Here is a 12870-nt window from a genome sequence, read left to right on the forward strand (position 1 = left end):
ATGTCCGACGGCCAGCGATCCGAGCCAACCAACCAGGAAGTGGCGGAGGCGGAGGACGCCGACCCCGACGAAGCCCTCGACGACGAGTCCGACGACGCGGGGGCCGCGGGCGGCCCGATGTTCTCCCCGTACGGCATCGCGTCGACCGTGCTGGGGATGCTGTCGGTGGCGGCGATCGTGTTCGGGCTGTTCCTCTGGTCCGGGCACCGCGACGACACGGCCGAACGCCGCTACCTGAGCCGCGTCATGCAGACCGCCGCCGACTGGACGGGTGTGCTGATCAACATGAACAGCGGCAACGTCGACTCCAGCCTGCAGCGGCTGCACGACGGGACGGTCGGCGAACTCAACACCGACTTCGACGCCGCCATGCAGCCGTACCGGCAGGTGGTGGAGAAGCTGCAGTCCAAGAGCGCCGGGCGGATCGATGCGGTGGCCGTGGAGACCGTGCGCCGCGACCTGGACGCCCAGCCCGAGGGTCCAGGGCCCCCAAGAGAGATAGTCACCACCAAGTTGCCGCCGTTCGCGAGCCGGATGGACTCGGTGATGCTGGTCGCGACGTCGGTCAGCGAGAACGCCGGCGCCAAACCGCAGACGGTGCACTGGAACCTGCGGCTCGACGTGTGCAACGTGGACGGCAAGCTGATGATCTCGGGGCTGGGATCGATCCGATGAGAAACCTCTGGCGATTGCTCGCCTTCGACGTCCTGGCCCCGCTGGCCGCCGTCGCGGCGTTGCTGGCGATCGGGCTGATACTCGGCTGGCCGCTGTGGTGGGTGTCGGCGTGCTCGGTGCTGGTGCTGCTGATCGTCGAGGGTATTGGCGTCAACTTCTGGCTGCTGCGCCGTGATTCGGTCAGCGTCGGTACCGACGACGACGCGCCGGGCCTGCGCTTGGCCGTCGTATTCCTGTGCACGGCGGCGCTGGTGGCCGCGGCGTTCACCGCGTACACGCACTGGACGCGGACGGACCGCCAGTTCAAGGACGACTCCCGCGACGTGGTTCGCGTCGCGACGGGGATGGCGGAGGCGATGGCGTCGTTCACCCCGGGCGCCCCGGACAGTTCCATCGACCGGGCCACCGCGTTGATCGTGCCCGAACACGCCGCCGCCTTCAAAGAGCAGTACGCGAAGTCCAGCGCCGAGTTGGCCCAGCACAACGTCACCGCGCAGGCGGCCACCCTGGCGGCCGGTGTCGAGGCGCTGGGGCCGTCGGTGGCCAGTGTGGCGGTGATCCTGCGGGTCACCCAGAACGCGCCGGGGCAACCCCCCAACCGGTCGGCGCCCGCGCTGCGGGTGGCGCTGACCAAGCACGGCGACGCCTGGCTGGTGTCGGACGTGCTGGCGGTCAGGTGATCAGTTGGACTCGGCCGACCGCGTCGACTTCACCTTGACGAACCTGTCGGAGAGCCGGCGCATCCGGATCATCAACGAGGCCGACGGGCTGACGGTGCCGTCCAGGTAGGCGCCGAGTTCCTCGGCGCCCACGCCGATGCGGGAGGCGAACTCCTGTTGCGCCAGACCCGATCGGTCGATGAGCAGCCGCACGTGGCGGGCTACCTCGGCGCGCTCGTTGGCCTCCAGATGGGTGCGGGCGCGTTCCAGCACCTCCCACAGCGCCTTGGTGATGCCGTAGGGCCGGGTGCCTTCGAGCACCTCTTCGACCTGGCGGGCGGTCCGGCCGTACGGGTCGCGCTTCAAAGCGGCGGCGATGCGCTTCCAGGTGGCGATGTCGCCGCCCTGCAACGCGGCACGAATGGCGGACGTTGGCCAGAACTCGACCGGCTGGTCGCCGTCCTGGGCGGGTGCGGCGTCACGCCCACGCGGCTCGGTCTCCGGCCGGTGGGGTGGCGCTGCGGGGCGTCGGTCAGGTGCCAACGTCACCTCGCCTCCTCCAACATCGCTACGGCCACCGACAGGCAGCGCTGCCTGATCTCCTCCCAGTCCGAGTGGGCGTCGCCCTCTGACCCCTGCTCGTCGTCGAGATCCCAGGGATCGGGATCAGCGAGCCGACGGACCAGCTGGGTGGCGATCCATTGCCGCCTGGGCGACTGACAACAGTAGTACCTGTCCATTCCGGACAGCACCACAGCGGCGGTCTCGGGCTCCAACGTTTCAACCATATCGGCAAAGTCGGCGTAATCGCGCCGGCTGTTACGGCACATGATGAGGTATCCCTTGAGGCGCAGCGTCTCGGCACCGGTCGGGACCAGTAACCGGTCGCCCGTGGGCAGCTGCACATGGGTGGTTTCCACCGGGGAGCGGCGCTCGTACACCTGCGACTCCGCGGGATCCTTCTCGTTTTCCAGCGCGTCGATGGCGACCGAAAGCCGCCCCCGCCACAGCGTGACCGGGTGCACGGGCCGATCCGCCCCGACGATCGCCTTGGCGATGCCGTTGCGCGATGTCAGCCCGCCGACCAGCTTCTTGGCTCCCGAGGCCCCGTTGGTGTGACCGTTGCCGCCGGTCTTGCGGTCGGCGGCGCCCACCCCGGCCCCCGCCCTCTCGTCGTCGATGTTGACCTGATGCGGAATCTGGCCGGGGTCCAAGCCGCGATCCTGCTCGGTCCCCTGCGGCGGGGCGCCGTGCCTCTGGCTGCCGCCGCGCCCACAGCCGGTGAAGGCCAGCGGGTCGGTCACGCAAATGGCGTCGGGCGCCAGGTGCTTGAGCTTGGCCGCCGACTTGATCACCATTCGCAGGTCCGCGTTCGGCGCCGTCAGCGCCGATATGTCGTCGGGGATGACGACGACGTCGGCCAGGTCGACCGCGGGCAACGGCCGGTCGAAGTCGACCGACGGCAGAAGCCGGGACAGCCACGGCGGCAGCCACCAGTTCCACTGGGCGAACATCGCCATCAGCGCCGGTACCAGCACCAGCCGCACCACGGTGGCATCCACCGCGATCGCCACCGCGCACGCCACGCCGATCTCGGCGACCAGCGGCATGCCGGCGAAGGCGAACCCGACGAAGACCGCGATCATGATCAGGGCCGCGCTGGTGATGGTGCGGGCGCTGGTGCTCACGCCGTAGGCCACGGCGTCGCGGGTGTTGCCGGAGTGCAGGAAGCGTTCCCGGATGCGGGTCAGCAGGAAGATCTCGTAGTCCATCGACAACCCGAAGGTCATCGCGAGCACCAGCGGGGGAACGGTGCTGTCGATCGAGCTGATCTGGGCGAACCCGAGATCCTTCAGCCAGCCCCACTGGAACACCATCACCAGGCTGCCGTAGGCGGCCGCGACGGACAGCAGGGTCATCAGCACGCCCTTGAGCGCCAGGAACACGGAGTGGACCGAGACCAGCAGCATCACGAACGCGATGAGCGCGACGATCGCCAGCACCAGCGGCTCGGTCTTGGACACCTGGTCGTCGAAGTCCTTGATCAGCGCGGTGGGCCCGCCGACGTCCACTCGTGCGGTTCCCCGGTCGGGCACCTTGGGCAATTGCGCGCGCATCCAGCCGACCGTCTGGCGGGCGCGCATGTCCTCGGGGTCGACCGACAACACCGCGGACAGCAGGGCGCTGCCGTTGTCCTCGGCGAATTGCGGCGGCGCGACCGAGACGATGTTGGGCGCCTGCGTCATCCGCTGCCGGATCGCGCCGATGGTCTGGCCGTGTTCGGGTGAGGCGGCGCCGCCGTCCGGGAAGGTGACCAGCACCCGGATCGGTCCGAGCGCGCCGGGACCGAGGGCCTCGGCCGCGGCGCCCACCCCGGCGCGGATCTCGTGCGACGAGTCGAACTGGCGCAGCAGGCTGTTGCCCAGCACCATCGAAGAAGCCGGCGCGGCCATGACGAGCAGGACCAGCGAGGCCGCCAGCGCCGACATCCACGGCCGCCGCATCACCCATCCGATCCAGCGGTTCCAGAACCGGGATTGGCCGCCCTCGGGCCCGCGCGACCAGTGCAGGAAGGCCGACCTCTTCGCGGCCGACCGGCCGAAGGTCGCCAGTGCCGCCGGGGTCAGCGTGGTCGACGTCAGCATGGCGACCGCGACGGCCAGGATCGCCCCGGTGGCCATCGACTTCAGCGCCGGGGTGTTGATTACGTAGATCCCGGTGAGCGAGGCGACGACCGTCATTCCGGACAGCACCACGGCCAACCCCGAGGTCGCCATCGCCGCGTCGACGGCCTCCTTCGGCTCGCGCCCGGACCGCAACTCCTCGCGGAAGCGCATGAGGATGAACAGCGAATAGTCGACGGCCAGCGCGATCCCGAACATCGACACCGTCGAGGTCACGAACACCGACATGGTGGTGTAGGCGGACAGCAGGTAGACCAGGCCCATGGTGACCACGACCGTGCACACGCCCAGGGCGAGGGGGATCGCCGCGGCGGCCAGCGAGCCGAACACGGCGAGCAGGACGATGAGGATCACCGGCAGGTTCCAGCGCTCGGCGGCGGCGATATCGTGCTTGGTGTTCTGCGCGGCGGCGGCGCTGAGCGCCCCCTGCCCGATCACATACAGCCGCACCCGGCCGTTCGCGGTCTGGCCGGGCTGATCGCCGTTGACGCCGACCTTCTTGCGCAGCTGCTTGGCGATGTCGCTGGTGTTCCGCGAATCCAGCCGCAGCGACAGCACATACGGCCGGTCGGGTTGCGGCGGCCGCTGGGTGGGGTTGGGCACCTCGGAGACGCCGGGGACCTCGGCGGCGGTGCGCCGCAGCAGCGCGACCGCGTCGTTGATGTCGGAGTAGCTGGCGTCCGGGCGGGGGGCCGCCACCAGGGCCAGCGAGGACGACCCTTGGTCGTGGTACAGCTCCTCGAGCTGGTCATGGACCAGCAGCGACTGCGAACCGGCCACCTCGAAACCGCCGCCGGTCAGGTTTCCCGACTGCGTCAGGGCCAGATAGACCGCCGGAACCAAAGCCAGCAACCAGCCGGTGAAGACCAACCAGCGGTACTTACGCAGGCTGCGGCTGAGGCGCATCATTAACTGCTGGATTTCTTCCGCTCCCCGTGTGTCGCTTAACGCGTGCTGGCGAGAATACCGCAGCGGGCTGTGGATGATGTGTGCTTTCTGGCAGCTGAGCTGCAGCGACGGGGTTGTTGCCAAGACGCTGCCAAGTCGTTGTGAACGGGTTATCGGGCGGGATCTTCCTCACACGGGCTCACGCGGGCTGGCAGGCCCGTTGCCCGCGATGGCAGGATGTCGGATGGCCCGCGGGGCCCTGGGGAACTCCGCGATCGACGAGGCCGTCTATTGCAGAGTTTGCGAGGCGTCGTGCCGCGCACGACGCCGCAAACACGTGAGGAGTTTCCATGACGAGAGGCACCGCGACCGGGCGCCGCAGGATCTTCGCCGGGCTGATCGCCGCCACCCTGCCGAGCGCCGTCCTTGCGGTCCTCGCGGGGCCCCCGGCGACCGGCGCCACCGACCCGTGCGCCGCCAGTGAAGTCGCCCGGACGATCGGTTCGGTGTCCAAGTCGATGGGCGACTACCTGGACTCGCACCCGGAGACCAACCAGACGATGACCTCGATGCTGCAGCAGCAGGCCGGCCCGCAGTCGATGACCGGGCTGAAGTCCTACTTCGAGGCCAACCCCAAGGTCGCCGGCGACATGACGTCGATCGCGCAGCCGTTGACCAATCTGTCGCTGCAGTGCAAGTTGCCCATCTCGCCGTCCCAGGCGATGGGCATGATGCAGCAGGCGCAGGGCGCGGCCGGCGGGCTGCCCGCCCTGCCCGGTAATGCTGCGGGCGCGCTGCCGCTGGCCGGCCCGCCGGCGGCCACCGCTCCCGTCGCTTCGGCGCCGGCCAACCCGCTGTCGGGTCCGCCGCGGGGCAACACCGCCGGCTAGCTTTCGGTTTCGGCGCTCCGGTCGGGCGGCAACGGCCCCTGCAGGGCGGTCTCGGTCGGATCGTTGGCGGGCCCGCTTTGAGCCGCCGGCGGTTCGGGGACCGGCGCGGTGGATTCGTCGTCCGGGACGGCGACGTTTTCCGTGCGGAACACGAAGAAGAACACCACCCAGCCGATGGCGGAGATGAGCAGCCAGCTGATCAACCGGTAGATCAGCATCGCCGAGATCGCGTTGGGCAACGACATGCCGCTGGATACGAGCCCCGGCACCAGCACCGCCTCGACGACCAGCAGCCCGCCCGGCATCAGCGGTATCGTGCCGACGGCCCGGGCGGCCGCGTAGGCCACCGTCAGTCCGGCGACCGACGCGTGATCGCCGGCGGCGTAGGCCGCGAAGCCGAGGCAGGCCACGTCCGCGACCCAGTTGAACATGGACCAGCTGAAGGCCACCCCCATGTCGCGCCGGCTCAGGCTCACCGATTCGAGCTGCATCAGCGTTTGGCGCCACCGGTCCAGGCCGGTCTCGGCGGGCCGGCCGCGCACGGAGTTGACCCACGACAACACCCGGCACCCGATCCCGTCGATCAGTTCCGGCCGCGACGCGACCGCCTGGGCGAGGATCAACAGCGCGACGAAGCCGCCGAGGGTGAACAGCAACGAGAACGGGTTGTTCTTGGCGCCGAGGAAGAAAGCCCCGCCCAGCCCCAGCAGCGCCAGCCCCACGGCCTGCAGAACGCCCGCCATCACCAGCTGCCACGACGCCACCACGGTCGACGCGCCCCAAAGCCGTTGCTGCCGAAGCAAAAACGTTGCCGAGAGCACCGGCCCGCCGGGCAGCGTGGTGCTCAGCGAGTTGGCGGCGTAGACGGCGGCTTCCGATCGCAGTTGCTTGACGTGCACGCCGGCCGATCGGAGCAGGGTGCGCTGGATCTGCGCGAAGCTGTGCATGGACGCGGCCGACGCGGCCACCGAGCCCAGCAGCCACCACCAGTTCGCCTCGTACAGGCTCATCCAGGCCTTGGCCAGCTGATGCCAGCCCAGCGCGACCTCTACGGCAAGCACGATTGCGACGATGCCGAGGATCACCCATCGCGCCCACCAGTACTTCCCGCGCGGGGTCTCCTCGCGCGGGAAGTCGAGATTGCGGGCGGGTGCGTCGTGCGGCACGTGATTTAGGGTAACGGTGCAGGTGGCGCGGGGATCGCCGCGCGGCGCCGACCGTGTCGTGGAAGTTCCGGGGTCGTAACCGGATCGTGCCGGCGTGGTCGCGCCCGCCCAGGGTGCCGCCGGTCCGCGCACGTTTGGCGGTGCCCCGCGCCGGATAGGCTCACTCAATGCCGGCAAACACCGACGACGCCTCGGTCGAACCCCTTGTGCGCAAGACCGCAGCCTGGGCCTGGCGTTTGCTGGTCATCCTTGCCGCGCTGATCGCCCTGCTGTGGGTGGTCAAGCGGCTCGAGATCATCATTGTCCCGGTGCTGGTGGCGCTGCTGGTCAGCGCGCTGCTGTTGCCGGTGGTGGACTGGCTGGACCGGCGCGGCCTGCCCCGCGGCGGGGCGGTGGCGATGGTGCTGTTCGGCGGGTTCGCGATCCTGGGCGGCATCCTGGCGTTCGTCGTCATCCAGTTCATCGACGGTCTCCCGGGCCTGACCGAACAGGTGACCCGCAGCATCGAGTCCACCCGGCGCTGGCTGATCCACGGGCCGGCGCACCTGCGCAGCGAACAGATCGACAACGCGGGCAACGCCGCGATCGAGGCGTTGCGCAACAATCAGGCGAAGCTGGAAAGCGGCGCCCTGTCCACCGCGGCCACCATCACCGAGCTGGTCACGGCGGCCGTGCTGGTGCTCTTCACGCTGATCTTCTTCCTCTATGGCGGACGCAACATCTGGGCATACGTGTCCAAGATTTTCCCGGCCGACGTCCGAGACCGGGTGAGCGAGGCGGGCCGCGCCGGCTACGGGTCGTTGACCGGGTACGTGCGGGCCACCTTCCTGGTGGCCCTGACCGACGCCGCCGGGGTCGGCACGGGCCTGGCGATCATGGGCATCCCGCTGGCGCTGCCGCTGGCCTCCCTGGTGTTCCTGGGCGCCTTCGTCCCGCTCGTGGGTGCCCTGATCTCGGGCCTGGTGGCCGTCGTGGTCGCCTTGCTGGCCAAAGGCATTGTGTACGCGCTCATCACGCTCGGGGTGCTGATCGCGGTGAACCAGCTCGAGGCTCATGTCCTGCAGCCGCTGGTGATGGGCCGCGCCGTCTCGATTCACCCGCTCGGGGTGGTGCTGGCCATCTCCACGGGCGGGGTGCTCGCCGGGATCATCGGCGCGCTGCTGGCCGTGCCGACGGTCGCGTTCCTCAACAACGCGATGCAGGTGCTGCTCGCCCCGGATCCGGCGGCCGAAGCCGAGAAACAGACGGAAGAGGCCGACGACGAGGGTGGCACCATCCTGCAGGCCGAACCGGACGAACCCGAGGCCGAGTCGGGCTGACGCACGTGGAGCGGGCCTACAGCCGTCCCTCGCGACGCAGCAGGTCCTGGGCCGACAGGCCCCCTGCGGAGCGACGCCGCTGGCGCGCGTCGCCGTTCTCGGGCGGTCCGGGCGAGTTCAGCTTCTCGGTGGCCGCGTCCGAGTCGCTGCCCTCCGACCGCATCGACGGGAAGGCGGTGGTGGGTTCGGCCGGATCGCCCGGATCGTCAGAACGGTTGGTGGGCACCGGAATCGCCCGCGTCTGGCCACCCGACGGTGGCGGCGGCGGTGCGGCGGGGCCCGGGGCGGGAGGTCGTGCCGGCGCCGGCGGCGCCGCATTGGCCGGCCGCTCGTGGCCGGGGGACGCCGGTTTGGCCGGGGCGGCGTTGGGCACCGAGAGGCGCGTCGTATTGGCCTCGGTCGGCTGACCGGGCCGGTTTTGCAGCCGGTTGGTGTTGGCGGCGTCGGCCGGGGGTGCCGCGGCGCGCGTCCCCGCGCCCGCGGGTGCGTCCTGGGCGGGCTTGGCTTCGGCCGGTCCCGGACGCGTCGCGCGGGACGGCTCGAGGGCGGCGGGGTGCGTGGGGTCGTGCGGCGGCCGCGGCGCGGCCGCGACCAGACTCGCCGCCACCGGCGGCCGTGCGGGACGCCCGTTCAGGGTGGGCCGCTTGCGCTCGTCGGGCAGGTCGATCTCGCCCAGCCCGATCTTGTTCTGCAGCCGCCGGGCCCAGCGCGGGGCCCACCAGCAGTCGTCGCCGAGCAGCTTCATCACCGACGGCACCAGGAACATCCGCACCACGGTCGCGTCCAGCAACAGCGCGGCCATCAGGCCGAACGCCAGATACTTCATCAAAACCAGGTCGGAGAACACGAACGAACCGGCGACGACGGCCAGCACCAGGGCCGCGGCGGTGATGAGCCGCCCGGTCGTCGCGGTGCCGATCCGGATGGCCTCGGCCGTCGACATGCCGCGTTCGCGCGCCTCGACCATGCGGGACACCAGGAACACCTCGTAGTCGGTGGCCAGGCCGAAGCCCACCGCGACGACCAGCGCGATGAGCACCACCATCAGCGGAGTCGGCGTGAAATTCAGCCAATGCGACAAATGCCCGTCGACGAAGATCCACGTCAGGATGCCCAAGGTGGAGCCAAGCGTCAGCGCGCTCATCAGGACGGCCTTGATCGGCAGCACCACCGACCCGAAGGCCAAGAACATCAACAACAGCGTTGCGCTGAGCAGCAGCACCAGCATCAACGGGCCCTTCTCGGTCAGGCTGTGGATGCTGTCCTGCTCGAGCGCCGGGGTGCCACCGACATAGAGGTTGAGCCCCTTCGGCGGGCTGATCGCCCGCAGCTCGGCGAGTTTCTTCGCCGCGTCGCTCTTGCTGACCAGGCCGTTCTGGATCACCCGCACCGAGCCGTCCTTGGGCACCGTCGTCCCGTTCGGCCCGGCGACGCAGGGGTTGCCGGCGATGGCCGGGCAGGGCCGCTCCTGCCAGGTCTGGTCCGTGAAGCCGCCGATCGAGGAGATCCTGTTGCGGATGTCGGCGACCTGCTGGTCGGTGACCTTGCTGTGGTTGGTGCTCTGGATCACCATCGTCAGCTGCTCGGTGCGGTAGCCGGGGAACAGTTTGTCGAAGTTCTCCTGGGCCAGGCGCACCGAGTTGTCCGGGGGCAGATACTTCTCGCTCATGCCGCCGAACGACAGGTTGCCCAGGGGGATGACCAGCAGGATCATGCCGACGGCAATGGGGATGGCGAAGGCCAGCGGCCGCTTCATCACGAAGTTGACCAGCTTGCCCCAGAACCCGGCCTCGACCTCTTCACGGGTCTTGGTCTTCTGCAGCCGGTCGGCCAGCCAGTTCAGGTAGGCGCGCGAGTACTTCCAGTTCCGCAGGAACGGCACCCGGAAGGCGGTCCGCACGCCCAGCGCGTCGACATGGCGCCCGAGGATGCCCAGGCAGGCCGGCAGGAACGTGATCGAGAGCAACGCGGCCAGTCCCACCGCGGCGAAGATCGCGTAGACCAGCGAATGCACGAAGCCCTGCGGCAATGCGAGCAGGCTGGCGCTCGACGCGATGATCAGGACCGCCGAGAACGTCACGGTGCGGCCGGCCGTCATCACGGTGCGGCGCACGGCGGCCTCGGTGTCGTAGCCCTCGGCGATCTCCTCCCGGAAGCGGCTCACCACGAAGAGCCCGTAGTCGATGGCGATACCGAGGCCGATCAGAGACACCACCGGCTGGGCGAAATAATGCACCGGCCCGAACATGGCGACGAACCGCAGGATGCCCAGCGAGCCGGCGATGCTGAGGCCGCCCACGATGGCCGGCAGGCCCGCCGCGACCGCGCCGCCGAACACCAGGAACAGCACCACGGTCACCAACGGCAGCGCCAGCACCTCCATGCGGCGCTGGTCGGTGGCGATGGTCCCGGTCAGGGCGTTGGCGATCGGCTCGAGGCCCGCGAGCGCCACCGTGCCGCCGTTGAGCTTCTGCAGATCGGGCGCGATGGCCTTGTAGTTGTTGAGGATGGTGTCGTCGTCGTCGCCCTTGAGCGGGATGGACACGAAGGTGTGCTTGCGGTCCTGGCTCACCATCCCCTTGATCAGCGGGTTCGTGCTGTCGGGGGCCGCCAGCCAGCCGGCCCAGCCGACGACCTGGTCGGGGTGGTCGGTCTTGAACTTGTTGAGTTCCGCGACGACCTTGTCCCGCCACGCCGCGTCGTCCACCGTCTTGCCCGGGGGCGCGGTGAAGGTGGCGACGATGTGGCTGGTGCGGTCGCGGCCGTAGGTCTGGTCGCCCAGCACGGAGGCCTTGACGGACTGACTGCCCTCGTCGTAGAAACCGCTCTGTGTGACATGCTTACCGAGGCTGATCCCGAAAACCCCACCCAGCAGGCAAAGAGCGACCGTGACCCCGATCACGATGTACCGGTAGCGGTACACAGTTCGACCCCACCAGGCGAACACGCAAGCTCCTTACTGGATCGTTAACGACCCGCGCATCGGTTTTCCAGTCTCACACACGCGCGGTCAACAGAGCGGACAGCGGCCGGAACGGCTGCAGCCATGCTCCCTGGTCAGGCAGCGAATCTAGGCCGATTCGCGGCAACGGCTCCCGGAACACACCGGTGATGTCTTCCAGGTCGACGAAGTCCAAGGTATCCGACGCTAGCGCCCAACTCGCATGTTCGCGAAATCCGATGACCTGGACGGCGACTCCGCTGCGTGCCATCTCCTCCAGCGGTTGACGAAACGCCTGCCCGTCGGCCGACGCCACCACCAGCGCCGCCAGCCCCTCGCTGCGGCGCAGTTCGATGTGGGCGAGCATGTCGCGGTCGACGTCGCTGTCCTCGTCGATCTTCGGTTTGGCGAACACCGCGAACCCCACATTGCGAAGGGCGTCCACCCAGGGCCGCACGACCTCGGCGCTGCCCGGCGCGATGTTGGTGAAGACGGTCGCCTCCGGTTCGACCACGACACCCGGCCGGCCCGCGCTGACCTCGGCCGTGCGCGCCAGCAGCCAGCGCCCAAGGGCGTCGAACCGCGGCCGCTCCAGCGCGGTCGGGCGCCGCCCCAGGATCGAGCCGAGCCCCATGTCGAGGTTGGGCGCGTCCCACACCAGCAGGACGCGTCCGCCCGGCGGCGAGAAGCTGCCCAGCGCGTCGTCGGGCAACACCGCCAGGGGCTCTGCCGCCGTCTGTTCTTCCGCCAGGCTCATGGTCATCGCCTACTCATGTCGTAGCCAGATGAATTCGGTCACGGCGCTGCCCGCTTCGTGGGCCTTCGTCTCGTATTTTGTCGTCGGCCGCACCACCGAGACGGGCAGCCCGTCGCCGGGTTCGACGCGACGCAGCCGCGGCTCGGCATCACCGACCTCGCCGATGTGTTCGGCGTAGCCCGGGTGGTCCGTGGCGACGTGGAGGACACCACCAGGGAGTAACCGGTCGGCGATCAGGCCAATCGTGCCCGGCTGCAGAAACCGCCGCTTGTGGTGGCGGGCCTTCGGCCAGGGATCGGGGAAGAAGACGCGGACCCCGCTCAGCGTCTCGGGCGCGATCAGCCGCTGCAGCACGTCGACGGCGTTGCCGCGGATCAAGCGAATGTTGCCGACCCCGGCACGGTCGATCGCACACAGCAGCTGGGCCAGGCCGCGCTTGTAGATCTCCACGGCGATCACATCTATATCGGGCTCGTCCTGGGCCATCGCCAGGGTCGACGTGCCGCTGCCGCAACCGATCTCGAGCACCAGGGGCGCCTGGCGGCCGAACCACGCGGTGGTGTCCAGCGCCGGCTCGGCGCCTTCGGCGGCCGGGACGCCCACGGACAGGCCCAGCTCCGGCCACAGCCGTTCCCAGGTCTGCCGCTGGGCGTCGGACAGCGCGGAACGTCGGGAGCGAAAGGTCGATGCCGGGAGCAGGCGCTGGTCGCGCCTGTCGGCGGGCTCCTCCGGCGCGTCCGGACGCACTTCAACCCCGGGTTGCGCATGCATTTGTCCATGGTGGCCCATAAACGAGTGATGTAGCCGCCCCTGGTCCAGATTGATACCCAACAGTTGCCTTCAGCTGGTAACAGTCAAACGGTGGCTCGCATCAAATCGACGCAGGTGCCA

General features: G+C 69.5%; 10 protein-coding genes. 4 read left to right on the top strand and 6 right to left on the bottom strand.

Annotated features, from left to right (window positions below):
- Positions 1–675, top strand: coding sequence for a hypothetical protein (locus G6N51_RS20490; RefSeq protein WP_083176454.1), 675 nt, complete (start codon positions 1–3; stop codon positions 673–675).
- A complete protein-coding gene (locus tag G6N51_RS20495) occupies positions 672–1355 on the top strand; it encodes a hypothetical protein (protein ID WP_083176456.1) in 684 nt (227 codons plus the stop codon). Before G6N51_RS20490 ends, G6N51_RS20495 begins: the two co-directional genes overlap by 4 nt.
- On the opposite strand, the gene G6N51_RS20500 is transcribed toward G6N51_RS20495, so the two are convergent.
- Both G6N51_RS20500 and G6N51_RS20505 read right to left on the bottom strand, forming a co-directional pair.
- Complete coding sequence (locus G6N51_RS20500; protein WP_083176458.1) at positions 1356–1883, bottom strand: transcriptional regulator; 528 nt, start codon at positions 1881–1883, stop codon at positions 1356–1358.
- Positions 1880–4927, bottom strand: coding sequence for an MMPL family transporter (locus tag G6N51_RS20505; protein ID WP_083176460.1), 3048 nt, complete (start codon positions 4925–4927; stop codon positions 1880–1882). Before G6N51_RS20505 ends, G6N51_RS20500 begins: the two co-directional genes overlap by 4 nt.
- Positions 4928–5256: 329 nt before the next feature.
- Between G6N51_RS20505 and G6N51_RS20510 the strand changes: the two genes are divergently transcribed.
- Entirely contained in the window at positions 5257–5796 is a 540-nt protein-coding gene (locus G6N51_RS20510) for a hemophore (protein ID WP_083176462.1), read from the top strand.
- Here G6N51_RS20510 and G6N51_RS20515 read toward each other — a convergent pair.
- Complete coding sequence (locus G6N51_RS20515) at positions 5793–6962, bottom strand: lysylphosphatidylglycerol synthase transmembrane domain-containing protein (protein WP_083176464.1); 1170 nt, start codon at positions 6960–6962, stop codon at positions 5793–5795. The genes G6N51_RS20510 and G6N51_RS20515 overlap by 4 nt on opposite strands.
- A 167-nt stretch (positions 6963–7129) precedes the next feature.
- Here G6N51_RS20515 and G6N51_RS20520 point away from each other — a divergent pair, with 167 nt between their 5' ends.
- Positions 7130–8281 carry an AI-2E family transporter gene (locus G6N51_RS20520; RefSeq protein ID WP_083176466.1) on the top strand — a complete coding sequence of 384 codons (1152 nt, stop codon included), beginning with the start codon at positions 7130–7132 and terminating at the stop codon, positions 8279–8281.
- Between the two features lie 16 nt (positions 8282–8297).
- On the opposite strand, the gene G6N51_RS20525 is transcribed toward G6N51_RS20520, so the two are convergent.
- The 3 genes from G6N51_RS20525 to trmB are packed head-to-tail and all read right to left on the bottom strand — an operon-like array spanning position 8298 to position 12768.
- Positions 8298–11228 (bottom strand): MMPL family transporter, encoded by a 2931-nt coding sequence (locus tag G6N51_RS20525; protein ID WP_163750773.1) that lies wholly within the window; start codon positions 11226–11228, stop codon positions 8298–8300.
- A 49-nt stretch (positions 11229–11277) separates the two neighbouring features.
- Entirely contained in the window at positions 11278–11985 is a 708-nt protein-coding gene (locus G6N51_RS20530; RefSeq protein WP_372510200.1) for an NYN domain-containing protein, read from the bottom strand.
- Between the two features lie 3 nt (positions 11986–11988).
- Positions 11989–12768 carry a tRNA (guanosine(46)-N7)-methyltransferase TrmB gene (gene trmB, locus G6N51_RS20535; RefSeq protein WP_174814333.1) on the bottom strand — a complete coding sequence of 260 codons (780 nt, stop codon included), beginning with the start codon at positions 12766–12768 and terminating at the stop codon, positions 11989–11991.
- Positions 12769–12870 lie beyond the last annotated feature (102 nt).

The sequence above is a fragment of the Mycobacterium paraseoulense genome (assembly GCF_010731655.1).
GTDB classification, from domain to species: domain Bacteria; phylum Actinomycetota; class Actinomycetes; order Mycobacteriales; family Mycobacteriaceae; genus Mycobacterium; species Mycobacterium paraseoulense.